This is a genomic window from Providencia sp. PROV205 (genome assembly GCF_028479505.1).
In the GTDB taxonomy this organism is placed as follows: Bacteria; Pseudomonadota; Gammaproteobacteria; order Enterobacterales; family Enterobacteriaceae; genus Providencia; species Providencia huaxiensis.
Genome location: NZ_JAMPNU010000001.1, coordinates 404,414 through 422,068, shown reverse-complemented (window position 1 = coordinate 422,068; position 17,655 = coordinate 404,414). Strand labels below are relative to the sequence as shown.

The window sequence follows — 17,655 nt, the reverse complement described above, 5'->3', positions numbered from 1 at the left end:
ATCACAGCCTACTGTTGCTGTTTTAAACGTTGCTGCTTTTTCAGTTTTTTCAACAGCATATTGCGTTTTAACGGAGACAAATGGTCAAGAAACACTTTACCGTGTAGGTGGTCGATTTCATGTTGCATGACAATCGCTAAGAACTCGTCGCTATCCACTTCAAACGCTTTACCGTGCCTATCGAACGCTTTCACTTTAACGCGCAGGAAACGCTCTACATCCGCGTAGATCTCCGGCACTGACAAGCACCCTTCTTGGTAACTGGTTTCCCCTTCACTTTCGACAATCTCAGGGTTAACAAATACCATCGGCTCATCACGGTTTTCTGAAATATCAATCACCATAATGGATTTAGTTTCAGCAATTTGCGTAGCAGCGAGGCCAATGCCGTTATCGGTGCTGTACATGGTATCTAACAAATCGTCGATTAAGGTTTGTACTGCAGCGAAATCTGTCACTGGGCTGCATTTAATGCGCAGTCGTTCATCTGGAATTTCAATAATTTCTCTTACTGCCATAATTTAAACCCTATAAATTCGATTGCTTTTATTCAAATATCAATAATTCAAAATACTTTAAACTACAGTGACGACATGCAATAACCACGGTTTTAAAGCCGTTAACTGCCGTCACAGCCCTGCCTGTGAAGTATGGCGAACAGACAAAATATTATCGTCTTTCTATTTCATCAACAACATGCAAAAAGTGGCATTATTAACCAGATAGATAATTTTATTTTAAACATCAATAAATTAGCACTAACCTACTTAACCTATCTGCTTAAGCAACACAAGACACATAAAATTTTACAGAAAAATAACACGTTATTTGAAAAAAAACATCTAAAATAGAAAAAATGCTGCTCCTTTGTTGGCTTCCTGCCATTTTTAGCTTCACCCTCTGATGGCATTTCTTTGCTTATACTATTTTAACGTTTTACTATTTTTGCATTTTACAGTTTCCTCATCAGAATATATTTAGGCCACATTGAAGTTATTTTTAATTGAATTAATACATAAAAAATAATAAGCATTGTATTTTATAATTCATTCAAATAAGCAACCCTATATTCCATATATAAAATAGATAGCACTGTATTTATTCCAGTCAAACACGAATATTCCGAACAAATATAATTTAAAAAATCGATTTTACCCGCCAGAGAAATGACTCTATTATAAATAAGTTGAGAAAAACAAATCCCCTCTTCACTCTTCTTTAGATAATAATTTAAATAATACGGAAATTAACACATGGAAAAGAAAGCATTAGCTCGTCACTTAGTGGCTATATTACTCAGCGGTTTGTCTTATAATGCAGCAGCCAACACTTCATTTTCAAAGCCCGCACCAACATTAAGTGATATCAACGCATATGGCATCAAGAACAACGTTAAAAGCATTATTGGTATTAATGAAAGAATCAATAATATTGATAACCAAATAAATCAGATGGATTCAAGTTTTAATAATAGCATTAATAGATTAAAGAAAAATAATAACAATAGGCTTAAATCAGAAACTACGAATATACGAAACGAGTTAGCAAAGTTACGAGATACCGTAGATAATTCTATACTTGATTATTACAATGTAAACGCTGAAAAAATACAAAGTAACACTGATTTAATTAATGACCAAGTTACCTCAATAAACAAAGATAGAGAAAAAAAACACCATGCATTTGACTCAAAATTAAAAGAAGTCGAATTATATGTGCAAGGTGCATTAATTGGTGTAAATGCAGCCGACCAAGTCACTGAACAATTAAATACTAACATTCAGGATCTCGATAAAAAAGTCGTTGGAAATACCTCGTCAATCAAGACCCTAAAAAGTGATGCCGCAAAAACGCAAAAAGCGAACGAACTTAAATTCACAAAGTTAGAAAATAAATTTGACCATGGGGTCAGCCAGCTTGATAGCAAAATAGATAAGCGTGCCCAAGAAGCAAATGCGGGTATTGCATCCGTTGCTGCAATGAGCAATATCCCTTACGCAACAAATACCCGCTTTAGTGCCGGGGTTGGCGTGGGGAACTACAAAAATGGCTCAGCGATCGCTGCCGGGGCTCAATATCAACTAAAAGAAAATATCAACTTACGCAGTTCTGTTTCTTGGAACAATTCAGATGCTGCCGTTATCGGAGCGGGTGTCGCCTTCGGTTGGTAACTCTCTAACGCCTATTTTCATATAACCTTATAAATTATTTATATAACCTTAACCAATAGTACCAATGATATATTGGTACTATTTTTAATTGCCTTAATCGGCCAATATCTAAATTAACAATCTCTGAGTTGAAATTAACCTTGGTGATAAGTCACAATCGCGATTGGTGTTGAGTTAATAGTAACCCAAAGGTTAGACATGCCGATACGCGTGTTCGACGACTCACTCACTTTATTACAGCTGGTTTCAGACTGGCATTGAGTGAGAACTTCACTGGCAATTTGCGAGTTAAAGCCCTGTTTTGTCAAATAGCCCATTTCGTTTTCTAGCTTTTGTTGAAAGTTAGCGAAATCGGGTTTGGGTGAAGCATAATCCTCGACCCCAACAAGTGTGGTTGCAACTTGAATGAGTACACCGCCATCAAAAGTGAGTTGGTTTTCATAGCTCCAATCATTAAACGGCTTTTGTTGCCCAAAAGTGCAAACAGTTTTACTGCCATTTACTTGGCAATCCCCCACCTTAATAAAGCTGATGCTATCCATACTTTGACCCCAGTTTAAGCCAAATGGTGCGGTCGATGTATCATCACACCCAATCAACAACAGCGCGGCAGCCCCAGCTATCATCCATTTCATACTCTCACCTCACTCGCCAATTTACTTTATGCTACAGGGGGAAGGGGTTAAATTAAAGTAAAAAAACCGTCAACCAGTAACTCACTCACAAATTGATTTTCAAATTTCAAGTGATTTGTTTAACACGAGATTCACATATAATTAATCATTATCAATAAGATAAAGTTAAAACATATAATTCAGCGTATACTCATTGCCAGATTTCAGCTGGCTCTATACAATGCTCTGCTTTATACAGTCCCAGAGTCACGACAGTTACAGATAACCATCATATTATTAATCAGTTACCCCTCTAGCAATACCTAAAACCCCTAGAAGGCTCTCGAATAATAATATAGCTGAATCGTTACAACTTCACTTTATGATGAATTGATTTTGTAGCAGCTCGGTTTTTGTCACTGATGAACAGGCTACAGATAATCATTTATTAACAGCATTATTAATAAATAACCATAACGTAAAGTATATATTGTGAAATTACTATTTTGTCTTTCTTTAACAACCGCCATTCTCTCTGGAGTATGGGCTTGGGTTGCAGATAGCTTAGGGTTAATCGGCTGGGCAGGCTTTTTAGGCTGTACGGCTTATTTCGCTTACCCTAAAAATGGGCTTAAAGGCCTAGGTGTGACCACATTAACTGTTTGTAGCGGCGTATTTTGGGGTTTAGTGATCCTGCATAGCGGTGACTACCTGCAACAATTACCTCACTTTGTAGGGTACTTTGTTACCGGTATAGTTGCCTTTTTGATGTGTATACAAGCGAAAAAACAGTGGCTTTCTTATATACCCGGTACGTTTGTCGGTACCTGTACTATTTTTGCCACTGAAGGTGCTTGGTTGGTGACTATTCAATCATTACTCATCGGTGTGTTATTTGGTTTTGCAATGAAGAAGAGTGGACTTTGGCTATCTGAAAAGTTCTCATCGGATAAAGGCTAAAAAAAACCGCCAATGTGGCGGTTTAAATAAATCAATGAAACCAAGGGAATTTCAAACGAATTCGATATTACATTAAATTTCCCCAGCGGCAAGATATAACATTTTGATTTAACTAATAATTAATCAGACAGCACTTTAAGTATTCTTACTTACACTTACAAATATAATAACGACAATATTGTTAATAAAATGATAATATCCTAAGATTAAACTCTATTTTATATTAACCAAGCTTATGTAACTGGTTAAATATCGACCCCTCCTATATTCATTAATTTAATTACATTATGTAATTCGGATTTTTCTGCATTCCGCTTTTATCAAAGATATCTAAAACCCTACCCTTTAAAATTCAGTGTAATTCACTTTTAATGATCAATAACCCAGCCTGTTAATCTGAAAATACAGGCAAAATAGAATGATAGGCTAATGGAATTTGCATTATCAAACCATAAAATTATGGGGGCTTAAAAATGTATTCTTATTTTTCTGTTATACTTAAACAAGAAATATCTTATGACCTGCAATTGAATCTAACGAAAGGAAGAAGATATGATTAAAAAAATTTGTTTTTTAGCATGTTCATTAGCTGTCGTATTCTCTTTAAGCGCATGCAATACCACCAAAGGTGTTGGTGAGGATATCGAAGCAGGTGGCGAAGCCATACAAAGAGCAGCCAAATGATGATTACCGCCATCCTTAAATATTAGCTACCTCGACTAAAACTGGTATATATACCAACCGGTGACTGTTTCACCGCTTGGTATATAAATTGAAGTACCAATAAATTCCTAAACCCGACTCTATTAAAACGTAGGACATTTTAATATTGGCTAACAGGATCACAACTTAATTATGTCTCTCTTTTACAATGGAAACCATCCAGCTAGGAGAGCATAATGAACCCGAAAAATAAAATTAATGTGTTAGACCACATTTCACCTGAAATGCAGTCTGTAATGCAATTTTATGCAGAAAACCCATCCCCTTCCCCTATTGACACCAGCTATTACGGAATGCGACAAGCGTATATAGAAGATAGAAAATATTGGAATGCAGAAGCACCAATGATGCACAATATTTACGATATTCAAGTACCAACTCAATATGGCAATATTTTGACTCGACTATTTCAGCCGATTAAATCCCCATCAGCCACCTTATTTTATCTCCATGGCGGTGGGTTTATTTTAGGTAATTTACAGACTCACGAACGTATTATGCGCTTACTGGCACTATATTCGGGCTGTACAGTTATTGGAGTTGATTATTCATTATCCCCTGAAGCTCGCTACCCCCAAGCCATTGAAGAAATATCCACCGTTTATCGGTATTATCAACAAAATGCCGCACAGCATAATATCAATATGCAACAAACTGGCTTTGCAGGTGATTCAGCTGGCGCAATGTTATCTCTTGCATCTGTCCTTTGGTTACGAGATAACACTATAGAAAATGCTAATATTAAATCCGTTTTATTGTGGTATGGGCTTTATGGCTTGCAGGATTCAATCAGCCGACAGCTATATGGTGGGGAATGGGATGGGTTACAAAAAGAAGACTTAGAAAATTATGATAATGCCTATCTCGGGGGAAATGGTGATAGAAGTGCCCCTTATTACTGCTTATTCAATAATGACTTAACCTACGGCATCCCACCTTGCTTTATTGCTAGTGCGGAATTTGACCCGCTATTAGATGATAGCTTGGCTTTATTCCGAACACTCGACACTAACAATATGCCTTGTGAATATAAAATGTACCCAGGTACTTTGCATGCCTTCTTACATTACTCACGCATGATGCAAATTTCAGATGAAGCAATTCGTGATGGCGCAAATTATTTTATCAAACAACTTTTATGATATTCATACAGTATTTATTGAAAATAGCACAGAGTTAAAACGAAAAAACCTCGCACTTGGCGAGGTTTTGAATTCTTAGCTTTTAGTTTATCGTTATTTTACGATAACGTTAGCTGCTGCTGGGCCTTTCGCACCATTTTCAATGGTGAATGTAACTTGTTGGCCTTCTGCTAAAGTTTTGAAGCTTTCGCTTTGAATTGCAGAGAAATGAACAAATACATCTTTGCTGCCATCTGCAGGTGTAATGAAGCCAAAACCTTTATCATCGTTAAACCATTTTACTGAACCAGTCATTGTATTAGACATAGAATTTCCTTTAATTTTTTAAAATTGCCATAAGGCATGTTGCGGTTTGTTTCTTGTGGTACTTATGGGAATTAATTAGAAGGAATTCGCAATGAAGTGGTATCTGAGATAACGCTTAATGGTGAACATCTTAAAACTGACTAACATAAATAGGCCTGTACTTCCAAACCAGTGAGCATATTAAGCCACACTTATAACCAAATGGCAAATATTATTTTTGCAATCTATTTGCCACACCAATACTTCACACATTAATTGTAGATAATATAGATATCATTTAACCCAATAATATTATAAATATTAAGCAGTTAGTTATCTCACTATAATATGCGTTGTCATGCTTAGTACCTATCAAAAACACCGTAATCCGGTCTTTCACCTCTCATTACAGCTCGCTGTTGTTCATGAACCGCTTCTCTATCGGCTTTTATTTGTTCCGATGAACGGGTGTCTTTATGTGGTTTAGGCCATGTTGATTTATTAGGTTCAAAGGAAGGCGTGAATGTACAGCCTGTAATTAAAAAAAGACAAAATAGTGCGGTAATTAATTTCATAATGATTGCTTGTGTTTTTCTCGCATAAAATACTAAGTATATGTACTTATTTATCATACCAATACTTTTCAGTGTTCTAAATTATTATTTTGATATTTCGTTGATAAAATGAGTTTTGATGACCCACAACAATATATAAAGTAGGATTTAAGGTAACAAAAAAGCCGCATCACGCAGCTTGCAAATTTTGTAATCCATTATAGTTATAATTGACTGTTTTTCTCAGTTGGATCAAACGGAAACCCGCCAGCAAATACAAATGATAACCCAACAATCACGAATGAAACCATAACAAAACACTTATCAATAATTTGTTTCATACTGTTCTTCCTATGCTTTAGTACCTAATTACAATATGCGAACTGATTATTATTGGCAATAAAAATGCCCCACCACTTCCCCAAAAGAGTAATAGCAAGGCAACCAATTTATCATATTCAAACTGATAGCTAAATCACACAGGCATAGACATAATCTCTTGATACGCTGCCACCAGCTTATTACGTACCTGAATTCCCATTTGCAAACTTAAACTCGCTTTTTGCATATCAACCATCACGTCATTCAAGGAAATATCTTGCTTTCCTAAAGTGAAGTTTTCAACTTGCTTCGCTGAATCATTACGCGTTTTATTAATTTGATTTACCGAAGCAACCAGATGGTCAGCAAATCCAACTGGCTCAATTGCTGGTTTAATTGGGTTAGTGGCTTGGGTTGCCACGACATTTAATTGTGAAATAACCCCTTCAATCGCTTGAACTGTCATTCGATTCTCTTCTTATTAATTACTGTGAATTTTTCACTAACCTATATTGGCCAGCTTACCCTATCACACCCTTTTTAACTTGAAGCCGATAAATAACACCAATTTTATAGGCTGATTCCGTCATTAGAACCCTCAAAAACAAGAAATAATAGCAAAGTGAAAAAGTGACGTTACGAAGAGGGAAATAACATTGTTTCACCAAAAGTATTTTCATCCGTCTAGTAGTCTGCCAAGCAGGGAATATTTATGAGTGCCGCATCTAAAGACACGGGGGAGGCCAAAAAGGGTTTTGCCTCTATAGTTGAAAGGATTAAAGCTGATCCTAAAATACCGTTAATGATTGCGGCAGCTGCGGCTGTTTCAATTATTGTCGCCCTTCTCCTCTGGTTACGCAGCCCTGACTACCGTGTACTTCTTAGCAATTTAAGTGCTAAAGATGGTGGCGATATTGTTGGCCAGCTAACTCAGATGAATGTGCCTTATCAAATTGCTGATAATGGTAGCGCTATTTTAGTTCCTGCAGATAAAGTGCATGAATTACGTTTAAAACTCGCTCAATCAGGTTTACCCAAAGGCGGCAATACCGGTTTTGAATTATTAGATAAAGAACAATTTGGTATCAGCCAATTTAGTGAGCAAATCAACTACCAACGCGCATTAGAGGGTGAACTCTCTCGAACTATTGAATCACTAAGCCCAGTACAAAGTGCTCGGGTGCATTTAGCCATTCCTAAACCAACATTATTTGTACGAGAGCAAAAGCTACCAACCGCTTCAGTGACGGTTGGCTTATTACCGGGAAGAATGCTTGATGAGGGACAAATCAGCGCCATTGTCCATATGGTATCGAGTAGCGTAACAGGCCTAACCGCCAGTAATGTCATTATTGTTGACCAAGCGGGTCGCTTACTCACCAATAACGATAATAGCCAGCAATCGGCAAACAGCGCACAAATTAAAATGACCAAAGAGATGGAATCCCATCTTAAACAGCGCATCGAAGATATTCTATCCCCTCTCGTAGGGCGCGCTAATATCCACGCACAAGTCACCGCACAAATGGATTTCTCAAAAGTTGAACAAACTTCAGAGGAATATAAACCCAACCAAACACCAGATAGCGCCGCTATTCGTTCCCGCCAAAACAGCCAAAGTATGCAAAATAACAATGGCGGAACAGGTGGAGTGCCTGGTGCGCTTTCTAATCAACCCGTTAGTGCGCCAAATGCACCAATTGAAACCAATAAAGACAATAAAGATGGCGCTCAAACGGCAAATAACCGTAATAGCGTTTCGAACTCACAAAGCGATGAAACGACGAATTACGAGGTAGATCGCAAAATTAGTCATACCCAACGGCAAATTGGCGTCGTCGATAGGCTCTCGGTCGCAGTTATTGTCAATTATCATTCACAAGACAGTGAAAATGGCCCAGAAATGAAACCATTACCGCCAGAGATGCTGCAACAAATTGAAGCATTAACACGCGAAGCAATGGGTTTTTCCACTGCACGAGGTGATTCTCTCAATATTACGAATTCATTGTTTACCAATGAGACACCTATTGAAGAAGTGCCTTCGTTACTTGAAAGCCCACAATTTATTGCCCAGCTTCTGGATTACGGAAAAATACTGCTTATTGCCATTATTGCTTGGTTTATGTGGCGTTTTGGTATCAAACCACAATGGGTTAAATACCGTAAGACACAGCAAGCCCAAGCCGAAGCTGAGGTTTTTGTTGCCACGCAACTGAAAACTCCGCTCGTGGTTGATGAAGCGATTGATGAAGAAATGGATGAGCAAACACGCCGTCGCCTGACTCGTCAACGTGTTAGTGCTGAAATCCAAAGCCAACGCATACGTGAAATGGCAGAAAAAGACCCACAAATCGTGGCAATGGTTATCCGTCAGTGGTTAGGAAAATCCCAATGAGTTTAAGTGGAACAGAAAAAAGTGCCGTGATGTTAATGACGCTCGGTGAAGATCAGGCTGCAGAAGTCTTTAAGCACCTGAATCCTAAAGAAGTTCAACAATTGAGTATGGCAGTGTCAAACATGCGCCAAATTTCAAATAACGAACTGGCAGAAGTATTAACGGAATTTGAAGAGTCAGCGATCCAATTCGCGGCTCTCAATATCAACACGAATGACTATCTGCGCTCTGTATTGGTGAAAGCACTTGGCGAAGAACGCGCTGCAAGCTTACTTGAGGATATCTTTGAAAAACAAGAAACAACCTCGGGGATCGAAAGCCTCAACTATATGGAACCCCAAACCGTTGCCGATATTATCCGTGATGAACATCCGCAAATTATCGCGACTATTTTGGTTCACTTAAAACGCAATCTTGCAGCGGATGTCCTCGAATTATTCGAAGAGCGCCAACGCAACGATATTATGTTACGTATCGCCACCTTCGGTGGTGTCCAACCTGCTGCATTAGCGGAATTAACCGAGGTATTGAACAACTTACTGGATGGCCAAAACCTCAAACGCAGCAAAATGGGTGGCGTGAGAACTGCGGCAGAAATCATCAACTTGATGAAAAGCCAGCAAGAAGAAAGCGTTATCGATGCAATGCGTGATTACGATGGTGAACTGGCTCAACGCATTATTGACGAAATGTTCCTATTCGAAAACCTTATCGAGGTGGACAACCGCAGCATTCAACGTATTTTGCAGGATGTTTCGACAGACTCACTGGTTATTGCCCTCAAAGGCAGCAACCAAGCTCTGCGCGACCACTTCCTCAACAATATGGCCGCTCGTGCTGCAGAAATCGTGCGCGACGATTTGGAATCGCGCTCTCCTGTACGTATGTCTCAAGTGGAAAACGAACAAAAAGCCATTTTGCTTATCGTTCGCCGTTTAGTCGAAAAAGGCGAAATCGCTATAGGTGGTGGAGACGATGTCTATGTCTAAGTCAACAATTCCAAATGACCAATGGCAACCTTGGCAACTGCGTGAGCTTAATCAATGGGACCTCAACTCAGGTATCCCCACACTAAGCGATGTCCCTGAGCCTGATGCGCCAAAAGTCCCGTGCCTTGAGCCAAAAGAAGTGTTAGAGCAAATTAACTTGCTCGATAACATAAAAGAAGATGCTCAGCGCACTGGTTTCCAACAAGGGCATGAAAAAGGCCAGCAAGAAGGTTACCAAGCGGGCTTTGAGCAAGGCTTGCGAGCTGGAGAAGAACAAGGGCGTGAGCAAGCGCTCGCTATGCAACAACCCGTGATTGAAACATGGCAAAAATTGCTGTCTGAATTTAATTATTCACTCGATACCTTTGATACGGTGGTGACCACAAAGCTACTACAGATAGCTTTAACCGCAGCGAAGCAAGTGTTAGGACAATCTACCGTTTGTGATGGCACTGCTTTGCTGGAAGAAATCAGCCACTTACTGCAGCAAAAGCCAATTTTTGCAGGGCAGCCTGAACTGCACGTCAACCCAAATCATTTTGAATTGATTGAACAGCATCTCGGTTCCCTGCTCAACTTAAATGGTTGGCGCTTAGTGGCAGATCCTAAATTGCATCTCGGTGGTTGCCGTGTCGTCGCAGAAGACGGTGAAATTGATATGACAGTAGCGACACGCTGGCAAGAGTTGTGCCGTTTATATGCACCGGAGAGCTTTTCATGACTGCACGATTGGGACGCTGGATTGCCTCGTTGGACGATTTAGAGTCGCGGATGAAAGGGATCCCGATGGTGCGTCGTTATGGCCGTCTCACAAAAATCACCGGCTTAGTGATGGAAGCCGAAGGCATTAAAATGCCTTTAGGGGCAACTTGTTTTATTGAGCGCTCAATTAATGGCGGCTCAGACGAAGTAGTCTGTGAAGTCGTCGGTTTTAACGGCCCAAGAATGCTACTTATGCCATTAGCTGACCTCGAAGGGATCGCTCCTGGTGCGCGTGTTTATGCACAATCAACCGGAGATGACGGGCAAACCAGCCGCTTACTCCCCATTGGTAATGAATTATTAGGCAGAGTGCTTGATGCCCAAGGCAACCCATTAGACGGAAAAGGCCCATTAGAGGTAAAAACACGCGCCCCCTTAATTACCCCACCAATTAACCCATTGGAGCGAACACCTATTAGCAGTGTATTGGATGTCGGTGTTCGGGCAATAAATGCGTTATTAACAGTTGGCCGAGGCCAACGTATGGGCCTATTCGCTGGCTCTGGTGTAGGTAAAAGTGTATTACTCGGCATGATGGCACGCTTTACTCAAGCCGATATTATCGTGGTTGGGTTGATCGGTGAACGAGGTCGTGAAGTTAAAGATTTCATTGAAAATATTCTAGGGGCTGATGGCTTAAAACGTGCTGTTGTCGTTGCTGCACCCGCCGATGTGTCCCCTCTCTTGCGCATGCAAGGCGCCTCTTATGCCACTCGTATCGCAGAATATTTTCGCGATAAAGGCTTAAGTGTGTTGCTGATTATGGACTCACTTACCCGGTACAGTATGGCACAACGTGAAATTGCTTTAGCCGTCGGTGAACCGCCAGCAACCAAAGGCTATCCACCTTCTGTTTTCGCCAAATTACCTGCTTTAGTTGAGCGTGCGGGGAATGGGAAAAATGGTGGGTCAATTACGGCCTTCTATACCGTTTTAACTGAGGGAGATGACCAACAAGACCCGATCGCCGACTCGGCTCGTGCGATTTTGGATGGTCATATTGTCCTTTCACGGTCACTGGCTGAGTCAGGGCACTACCCTGCGATTGATATCGAGGCATCCATTAGCCGAGCAATGACGGAGCTCATTCCTAAAGAGCATTACCGAAAAATTCAACGTTTCAAACAGTTAACCTCCAGTTACCAACGTAACCGAGACTTAATTAACGTGGGTGCGTACGCCATGGGCAGTGACCCCATGTTAGATACGGCAATTCAGTATTATCCGCGAATGTCGACTTTTTTACAGCAGGATATTGATGAGCGATGTGACTATCAAACCGCATGTGATCAGCTCACTCAAGTAGTTCCCAACGAATAACGAGGGGATAAATGGCCAAAAATAATGCCTTAACAACATTACTCACCTTAGCCGTCGAAGCCTCAGAAGAAGCGGCTAAGGTGTTAGCTCAAGTGCGCCAAACCCATACACAAATGGCGCAGCAACTGAATATGTTGGAAAACTACCAATCCGAGTATCGTCAAAAACTCAACCAAACCTTGCATACGGGTATGGAATCGGATAAGTGGCAGAATTATCAGCAATTTTTGGTCACATTGGAACTGACCATCGAACAACAGCAACAGCAACTAAATTTATGGGAACAACGCGTTAGCGAAGCTAACCGTCATTGGCAAGAAAAACAACAGCGTGTCAATGCGTTCGACACATTAATTCAACGTGCTGAACATACTGAATACCAACGTCAAAACCGCTTAGAACAAAAGCAAATGGACGAGTTTGCTCAGCGAGCGACTTTACGGAGACCTCAATAAATGGACATCAATGCCCTGAATGTGCCAGCCGCATCATCGACTAAAAATGGCAATATACAACAAAATGAATCGCGCACTGATGAAAATCAAGCCCCTGCACTCCCCTTTCAAGCCATGCTTGATAACCAGCAACCGATTGAAAAACAAAATGCCGCCAATCAACCAGTCAATGAAGAAGCGCTTAACAAAGACATTGTTGACAACAAACTGGCAATAGCGAGTAAAGAAACTGTTGAACAAACCCAAGTTGGGCAAAAAAATGCTGAAAACACAATTGAACAACTGAACTTTAGCCGTAACTTGCGTGCCGATAGCGTGCAAACTGCACTTAATACAGAGTTATTGACAGGCAAAGATACCAACAAACAAGCATGGCTAAATAACTTGAAACAGTCATTAACTGGCCAAGTGCAAACGGTGGCGAGTACGGCAATCAAAACTGAATCCCATCCAGTTCTAGGCGCATTTACTCAAAAAATGCAGCATCTAACGGATAATACAAATGGCATCATTAATGAAGATGATGGCAAACACCTTGAAAGCTCACAGCAACAAATCGCAGGCGAAGAAGACAGCCCTGAACTTGGGGTATTTATTAAGAATGAAAAAGAAGAACGCCGTGATCAGTCTCTTTTTCCCCTTGATAACCAACGCGATATACGTGGCAAAAATTTAACTGCTGATTTTATGCCATTGAATAAAAAAGTGAGTGATAAAGACCCAGTATTAAACCTACAAAATGTTTCCAGCGAGGCCCTAAACCAAACCACGAAAAGCGCATTTACACTACAAACTGAAACTGGCGCTTTTACTACCACATCCTCACAGCACACAACAACTATGCCAGTTAGTATGATGCCAACGGCAACGACCGCACAGGCCGCTGCAATGAATGCGCCCACGGCAACACCAACTATGCATTTAGCTAGCCAATTAGGCAGCGAAGCGTGGCAGCAGCAATTAAGCCAACATATGTTATTTTTCTCTCGCCAAGGGGTATCTCAGGCACAGATTCGTTTGCACCCAGAAGAGTTAGGCTCGCTCAATGTGCATTTACGTATCGAAGATAACCAAGCCGTGATGCACTTTGTCTCCCCGCATAGTCATGTGCGAGCCGCAATGGAGTCCATGATGCCTGTGCTACGTAGCGCACTACAAGAAAGTGGCATTCACCTAGCTCAAGGCTCTGTCGGTCAAGATAATTTGAACCATCAGTCAGATAACCCGCAACAAAGTACCCACCAACACGATGGACAAATTCAAGCAACACATCCATCCATGGGAGCTGTTGGTATTAGCGAAGCGAATACAACTGTTTCACCAATAACAACAGCATCACGACAAGGTGGCATTAACACTTTTGCGTAAAAAATAAACAAATTGCGGTAATTTCCTAGCTAAAGCGCCGAGTTACCGCCTTTTTGTTTCGTTTTTCACTCCTTTAACTCTTGGCAACCAAGCCATAATGCTAGAGATCATAACGTAAAAACCCATCTGGGTTTAGCACCCAAGAAACAGGAATTCAGCTAAATGTCGTCGAGCAAAAAATCAAACAGTTCCAACAAAGGGTTGATTATTCTATTTGCCCTTCTTGCCCTTGCTGGTGCAGGGTTTGGGGGTTATACCTGGTGGACGACACAACAAGGCGCACAAACGGATAGTGAAGAAGAAAAGCGCCCGAATATGCCACAGCCTATTTTTATGGAATTAGAGCCATTTACCGTCAATTTAACCGGTGCTGCTGATACGCCTGATCGCGTGCTCTATATCCATGTGACTTTACGACTCGCGAATGAAAAATCGCGTAAACAGCTTCATGAATACCTCCCTGAAGTACGTAGCCGTTTGTTACTGCTGCTTTCAGAGCAAAAAGCAAAAAATATCGAGACACATGAAGGTAAGTTGCAGTTAATGAAAGATATTAAGCAAACCCTCACCCCTACCCTGATCCCGGGGGATACCGATCAGGATATTTCTGATGTGTTATTCACTACTTTTATTCTGCGGTAATATTCATGAGCGATAATATTTTATCTCAGGCCGAAATTGATGCGCTGCTTAATGACGATGCACCATCAAGCAGTACGCCTGTACCAGAGACGCAAGGGAAAGATAATGTTCGCCCTTACGACCCGAATACTCAACGTCGAGTTATTCGAGAACGAATGCAGTCTCTCGAAATCATCAATGAACGTTTTGCTCGCCAATTCCGTATGGGTTTGTTCAATATGTTACGTCGCAGCCCAGATATTACGGTGGGTGGGATTAAAATCGAACCTTATCACGAATTTGCACGTAATTTACCTGTCCCAACTAACTTAAACTTAATTCATATGCCGCCATTACGGGGCACAGCATTGTTTACCTTTGAGCCTGCGTTAGTTTATATCGCTGTCGACAATCTGTTTGGTGGAGATGGCCGTTTTCCTGTACGACAAGAAGGTAAAGAGTTTACCAATACTGAGCAACGTATTATCAATCGCATGCTCAAGCTCGCTTTAGGGGCATATCGCGATGCTTGGAAACCCATTGCTGATATTGAAGTGGAATATGTGCGCTCTGAAATCCAAGTCAAATTCACCAATATCACGACGTCCCCAAATGACATCGTAGTCACCACACCGTTTTTAGTGGAGATAGGCAATACCGTTGGTGAATTCAGTATTTGTATTCCGATCGCTATGATTGAGCCATTGCGTGAGCGCTTAATTAACCCACCAATGGAACAAGGTCACCAAGAAAACGAAACTTGGGTAACCAACCTTGTTACCCAAGTAAAACGCTCCGAACTTGAATTGGTCGCCAACTTTGTTGACATTCCAATGCGAATTTCTCGCTTACTGCAGCTGCAAAAAGGGGATGTGCTCCCAATTGAGAAGCCTGACCGCCTCATCGTTAATGTTGATGGTGTTCCCGTATTAACCAGTCAATACGGTACTCAAAATGGCCAGTATGCATTGCGTGTAGAACATTTGATTAACCCTGTATTAAACACTCTAGATGAGGAAAGTACCAATGAGTGAGGCGAAGAACTCTCCTGATGCATCAACCAATCACGACAGTGAAGACCTATGGGCTGAAGCGCTGGAACAGCAAAAAAAAGCGGAATCCGCCTCAGCTGGTGCACAGGCTTTTGATAACTTTGATGGACAAAACCCATTAAACCAATTGTCCGACATCGATATGATCATGGACATCCCAGTGCGCCTGTCAGTAGAGCTGGGCCGCACTAAAATGACCATAAAAAAATTACTGAGCTTATCCCAAGGTTCTGTGGTGTCTCTGGATGGCTTAGCGGGTGAACCATTGGATATTTTAATCAATGGCTATTTGATCGCACAGGGTGAAGTGGTCGTGGTTTCAGACAATTATGGTATTCGTATTACTGACATCATTACGCCTTCCGAACGTATGCGCCGTTTAAGTCGTTAAATAACAACATGAGTCGATAATAATGGCAATATCCAATCAAGCTGAGCAGGCACCGACATCTGTGCCTTTTTTATCAACAACCGTTTCCTCCAGTGAACCTAATGCACCGGCTATTGACCACAATGATAGCTTGACGCAAATATCGGGCGCTTTAGGGGGGATCATTTTATTGATATTAGCAGGGGCTTGGTTGGTGAAAAAATTAGGATTTGCCCCAAAAAAAATGGGCAAAGAGCAAATCGTAAAAGTCAAAAGTCGCTGCTCACTGGGTAATAAAGAACGCGTTGTGGTTGTCGAGGTGAACAATGAGTGTTTGGTATTAGGTGTCACCTCACAAAATATCAGCCTCTTACACCAATATCCGTCAGAGCCTGAAAACACAACGGCATTGCCAGTTGAACCACTCACATTTCAGTCTTTATTAAAGAAAAAACAAGAGGCTGCAAAATTTGCGGCTTCAGTTACATCTATACATAAGTAATCGGAAACGCTCATGTTATCTTTTAAATCTCTATTTACGATTACTGCCCTCTTGTTTTTATTGCCAAATTCCGCCTCTGCGGCACTGCCTGCCATTATTAGCCACTCAATGGCAGATGGCGGTCAAACTTGGTCTTTACCCGTTCAAACGCTATTATTTTTAACCTTACTAGGCTTTATTCCCGCCTTATTGTTAATGATGACCAGTTTTACCCGCATCATTATTGTTTTAGGTTTATTGCGTAACGCACTCGGAACGCCCTCCGCTCCTCCGAATCAAGTCTTACTAGGCTTGGCACTATTTTTGACCTTTTTTGTGATGTCACCCGTTGCCGACCAAGTTTACCGCGAAGCCTACCAGCCGTTTAGCGAAGACAAAATTAGCCTCGAAACGGCTTTAGAGAAAGGAACCGCCCCATTAAGAACCTTCATGTTAGGACAAACGCGCGAATCTGACTTAGCCCTGTTTGCAAGGATAGCGAAAGTGGGTGAAATTCAAGAAGCGAAAGATGTTCCGTTACGTATTTTAGTACCCGCTTTTATTACCAGCGAACTCAAAACCGCATTCCAAATTGGCTTTACCATTTTTATTCCATTTTTAATCATCGACTTAGTGGTGGCTAGTGTCTTGATGGCATTAGGGATGATGATGGTTCCCCCCGCAACAGTTTCATTGCCATTCAAATTAATGCTGTTTGTATTAGTCGATGGCTGGCAATTATTGCTTGGCTCATTATCGCAAAGCTTTTTTAATTAGGATTATTTTACTCGGAGTAGTCATGACACCTGAATCAGTGATGGCGATGGGAACAGAGGCGATGAAAATCGCACTGATGCTAGCGGCTCCCTTGTTATTAGCCGCTTTAGCCGCGGGTTTAATTATCAGCTTACTGCAAGCCGCCACACAAGTGAATGAAATGACATTGTCTTTTATTCCTAAAATTTTGTCGGTCATTTCCGTGATCATTATTGCAGGTCCCTGGATGCTGAATTTGCTCATTGACTATATGCGGTCTTTGCTTAGCAGCTTACCCTTTATTATTGGTTAA

At 41.0% G+C, this 17,655-nt stretch carries 21 protein-coding genes; 16 read left to right on the top strand and 5 right to left on the bottom strand.

All coding sequences use genetic code 11. The features are described from left to right. Positions 1 to 8 precede the first annotated feature (8 nt). Positions 9 to 518 carry a peptide deformylase gene (gene def / locus PR800_RS02005; protein ID WP_102139319.1) on the bottom strand — a complete coding sequence of 170 codons (510 nt, stop codon included), beginning with the start codon at positions 516 to 518 and terminating at the stop codon, positions 9 to 11. Positions 519 to 1,253: 735 nt separating this feature from the next. Here def and PR800_RS02000 point away from each other — a divergent pair. Further along, complete coding sequence (locus tag PR800_RS02000; RefSeq protein WP_244974726.1) at positions 1,254 to 2,171, top strand: YadA C-terminal domain-containing protein; 918 nt, start codon at positions 1,254 to 1,256, stop codon at positions 2,169 to 2,171. A gap of 134 nt (positions 2,172 to 2,305) precedes the next feature. Here the strand turns inward: PR800_RS02000 and PR800_RS01995 are convergent, their stop codons facing one another. Beyond that, positions 2,306 to 2,806 (bottom strand): hypothetical protein, encoded by a 501-nt coding sequence (locus PR800_RS01995; protein WP_272530096.1) that lies wholly within the window; start codon positions 2,804 to 2,806, stop codon positions 2,306 to 2,308. Positions 2,807 to 3,277: 471 nt separating this feature from the next. Here PR800_RS01995 and PR800_RS01990 point away from each other — a divergent pair, with 471 nt between their 5' ends. The 3 genes from PR800_RS01990 (at position 3,278) to aes (ending at position 5,610) form a co-directional block, all read left to right on the top strand. Then, positions 3,278 to 3,745 carry a DUF1097 domain-containing protein gene (locus PR800_RS01990; protein WP_210843902.1) on the top strand — a complete coding sequence of 156 codons (468 nt, stop codon included), beginning with the start codon at positions 3,278 to 3,280 and terminating at the stop codon, positions 3,743 to 3,745. A 552-nt stretch (positions 3,746 to 4,297) separates the two neighbouring features. Further along, positions 4,298 to 4,429 (top strand): entericidin A/B family lipoprotein, encoded by a 132-nt coding sequence (locus PR800_RS01985; protein ID WP_004255580.1) that lies wholly within the window; start codon positions 4,298 to 4,300, stop codon positions 4,427 to 4,429. A 215-nt stretch (positions 4,430 to 4,644) separates the two neighbouring features. Continuing rightward, on the top strand, positions 4,645 to 5,610 hold the full coding sequence (aes, locus tag PR800_RS01980; protein ID WP_210843900.1) for an acetyl esterase: 966 nt from the start codon (positions 4,645 to 4,647) through the stop codon (positions 5,608 to 5,610). 93 nt (positions 5,611 to 5,703) lie between these two features. On the opposite strand, the gene cspE is transcribed toward aes, so the two are convergent. The 3 genes from cspE to fliE all read right to left on the bottom strand — a co-directional run bounded on the left by cspE (position 5,704) and on the right by fliE (position 7,236). After that, positions 5,704 to 5,916 carry a transcription antiterminator/RNA stability regulator CspE gene (gene cspE / locus PR800_RS01975; protein WP_102139626.1) on the bottom strand — a complete coding sequence of 71 codons (213 nt, stop codon included), beginning with the start codon at positions 5,914 to 5,916 and terminating at the stop codon, positions 5,704 to 5,706. A 341-nt stretch (positions 5,917 to 6,257) separates the two neighbouring features. Further along, the gene (locus PR800_RS01970; RefSeq protein WP_102139631.1) at positions 6,258 to 6,470 is read right to left on the bottom strand and encodes an AAA family ATPase; all 213 of its coding nucleotides are present in this window, start codon (positions 6,468 to 6,470) and stop codon (positions 6,258 to 6,260) included. Between the two features lie 454 nt (positions 6,471 to 6,924). Further along, positions 6,925 to 7,236 carry a flagellar hook-basal body complex protein FliE gene (gene fliE, locus PR800_RS01965; protein ID WP_102139625.1) on the bottom strand — a complete coding sequence of 104 codons (312 nt, stop codon included), beginning with the start codon at positions 7,234 to 7,236 and terminating at the stop codon, positions 6,925 to 6,927. Positions 7,237 to 7,482: 246 nt separating this feature from the next. Here fliE and fliF point away from each other — a divergent pair, with 246 nt between their 5' ends. The 12 genes from fliF (at position 7,483) to fliQ (ending at position 17,655) form a co-directional block, all read left to right on the top strand. After that, on the top strand, positions 7,483 to 9,168 hold the full coding sequence (gene fliF, locus PR800_RS01960) for a flagellar basal-body MS-ring/collar protein FliF (RefSeq protein WP_102139624.1): 1,686 nt from the start codon (positions 7,483 to 7,485) through the stop codon (positions 9,166 to 9,168). Next, positions 9,165 to 10,157: a flagellar motor switch protein FliG gene (gene fliG, locus PR800_RS01955; RefSeq protein ID WP_004255600.1), complete on the top strand. Its 993-nt coding sequence runs from the start codon at positions 9,165 to 9,167 to the stop codon at positions 10,155 to 10,157. The genes fliF and fliG overlap by 4 nt, the downstream gene beginning before the upstream one ends. Continuing rightward, entirely contained in the window at positions 10,150 to 10,878 is a 729-nt protein-coding gene (fliH, locus tag PR800_RS01950; RefSeq protein ID WP_210843789.1) for a flagellar assembly protein FliH, read from the top strand. Before fliG ends, fliH begins: the two co-directional genes overlap by 8 nt. Then, on the top strand, positions 10,875 to 12,239 hold the full coding sequence (gene fliI / locus PR800_RS01945) for a flagellar protein export ATPase FliI (RefSeq protein ID WP_102139622.1): 1,365 nt from the start codon (positions 10,875 to 10,877) through the stop codon (positions 12,237 to 12,239). The genes fliH and fliI overlap by 4 nt, the downstream gene beginning before the upstream one ends. An 11-nt stretch (positions 12,240 to 12,250) precedes the next feature. Continuing rightward, on the top strand, positions 12,251 to 12,694 hold the full coding sequence (gene fliJ / locus PR800_RS01940; protein ID WP_102139621.1) for a flagellar export protein FliJ: 444 nt from the start codon (positions 12,251 to 12,253) through the stop codon (positions 12,692 to 12,694). Continuing rightward, on the top strand, positions 12,695 to 14,062 hold the full coding sequence (locus PR800_RS01935) for a flagellar hook-length control protein FliK (protein WP_181489856.1): 1,368 nt from the start codon (positions 12,695 to 12,697) through the stop codon (positions 14,060 to 14,062). Positions 14,063 to 14,224: 162 nt separating this feature from the next. Beyond that, on the top strand, positions 14,225 to 14,704 hold the full coding sequence (fliL, locus tag PR800_RS01930; RefSeq protein WP_102139619.1) for a flagellar basal body-associated protein FliL: 480 nt from the start codon (positions 14,225 to 14,227) through the stop codon (positions 14,702 to 14,704). Positions 14,705 to 14,709: 5 nt separating this feature from the next. Then, positions 14,710 to 15,717, top strand: coding sequence for a flagellar motor switch protein FliM (gene fliM / locus PR800_RS01925; protein ID WP_195698506.1), 1,008 nt, complete (start codon positions 14,710 to 14,712; stop codon positions 15,715 to 15,717). Beyond that, entirely contained in the window at positions 15,710 to 16,126 is a 417-nt protein-coding gene (fliN, locus tag PR800_RS01920) for a flagellar motor switch protein FliN (protein WP_004255621.1), read from the top strand. Before fliM ends, fliN begins: the two co-directional genes overlap by 8 nt. A gap of 22 nt (positions 16,127 to 16,148) precedes the next feature. Further along, on the top strand, positions 16,149 to 16,607 hold the full coding sequence (fliO, locus tag PR800_RS01915) for a flagellar biosynthetic protein FliO (RefSeq protein ID WP_102139617.1): 459 nt from the start codon (positions 16,149 to 16,151) through the stop codon (positions 16,605 to 16,607). A gap of 12 nt (positions 16,608 to 16,619) precedes the next feature. Then, a complete protein-coding gene (gene fliP / locus PR800_RS01910) occupies positions 16,620 to 17,363 on the top strand; it encodes a flagellar type III secretion system pore protein FliP (protein WP_102139616.1) in 744 nt (247 codons plus the stop codon). A 22-nt stretch (positions 17,364 to 17,385) separates the two neighbouring features. After that, positions 17,386 to 17,655 (top strand): flagellar biosynthesis protein FliQ, encoded by a 270-nt coding sequence (gene fliQ, locus PR800_RS01905; protein ID WP_102139615.1) that lies wholly within the window; start codon positions 17,386 to 17,388, stop codon positions 17,653 to 17,655.

What these genes read in the sequence shown, in the direction of transcription:
- fliO (WP_102139617.1), top strand. Translation starts at nt 16,149, where the DNA reads ATGGCAATATCCAATCAAGCTGAGCAGGCACCGACATCTGTGCCTTTT.
- aes (WP_210843900.1), top strand. Translation starts at nt 4,645, where the DNA reads ATGAACCCGAAAAATAAAATTAATGTGTTAGACCACATTTCACCTGAA.
- fliH (WP_210843789.1), top strand. Translation starts at nt 10,150, where the DNA reads ATGTCTAAGTCAACAATTCCAAATGACCAATGGCAACCTTGGCAACTG.
- PR800_RS01970 (WP_102139631.1), bottom strand. Translation starts at nt 6,470, where the DNA reads ATGAAATTAATTACCGCACTATTTTGTCTTTTTTTAATTACAGGCTGT.
- PR800_RS01985 (WP_004255580.1), top strand. Translation starts at nt 4,298, where the DNA reads ATGATTAAAAAAATTTGTTTTTTAGCATGTTCATTAGCTGTCGTATTC.
- def (WP_102139319.1), bottom strand. Translation starts at nt 518, where the DNA reads ATGGCAGTAAGAGAAATTATTGAAATTCCAGATGAACGACTGCGCATT.
- cspE (WP_102139626.1), bottom strand. Translation starts at nt 5,916, where the DNA reads ATGTCTAATACAATGACTGGTTCAGTAAAATGGTTTAACGATGATAAA.
- fliP (WP_102139616.1), top strand. Translation starts at nt 16,620, where the DNA reads ATGTTATCTTTTAAATCTCTATTTACGATTACTGCCCTCTTGTTTTTA.
- fliM (WP_195698506.1), top strand. Translation starts at nt 14,710, where the DNA reads ATGAGCGATAATATTTTATCTCAGGCCGAAATTGATGCGCTGCTTAAT.
- PR800_RS01935 (WP_181489856.1), top strand. Translation starts at nt 12,695, where the DNA reads ATGGACATCAATGCCCTGAATGTGCCAGCCGCATCATCGACTAAAAAT.
- fliE (WP_102139625.1), bottom strand. Translation starts at nt 7,236, where the DNA reads ATGACAGTTCAAGCGATTGAAGGGGTTATTTCACAATTAAATGTCGTG.
- fliQ (WP_102139615.1), top strand. Translation starts at nt 17,386, where the DNA reads ATGACACCTGAATCAGTGATGGCGATGGGAACAGAGGCGATGAAAATC.
- fliG (WP_004255600.1), top strand. Translation starts at nt 9,165, where the DNA reads ATGAGTTTAAGTGGAACAGAAAAAAGTGCCGTGATGTTAATGACGCTC.
- fliN (WP_004255621.1), top strand. Translation starts at nt 15,710, where the DNA reads ATGAGTGAGGCGAAGAACTCTCCTGATGCATCAACCAATCACGACAGT.
- fliJ (WP_102139621.1), top strand. Translation starts at nt 12,251, where the DNA reads ATGGCCAAAAATAATGCCTTAACAACATTACTCACCTTAGCCGTCGAA.
- fliL (WP_102139619.1), top strand. Translation starts at nt 14,225, where the DNA reads ATGTCGTCGAGCAAAAAATCAAACAGTTCCAACAAAGGGTTGATTATT.
- fliI (WP_102139622.1), top strand. Translation starts at nt 10,875, where the DNA reads ATGACTGCACGATTGGGACGCTGGATTGCCTCGTTGGACGATTTAGAG.
- PR800_RS01995 (WP_272530096.1), bottom strand. Translation starts at nt 2,806, where the DNA reads ATGAAATGGATGATAGCTGGGGCTGCCGCGCTGTTGTTGATTGGGTGT.
- PR800_RS02000 (WP_244974726.1), top strand. Translation starts at nt 1,254, where the DNA reads ATGGAAAAGAAAGCATTAGCTCGTCACTTAGTGGCTATATTACTCAGC.
- fliF (WP_102139624.1), top strand. Translation starts at nt 7,483, where the DNA reads ATGAGTGCCGCATCTAAAGACACGGGGGAGGCCAAAAAGGGTTTTGCC.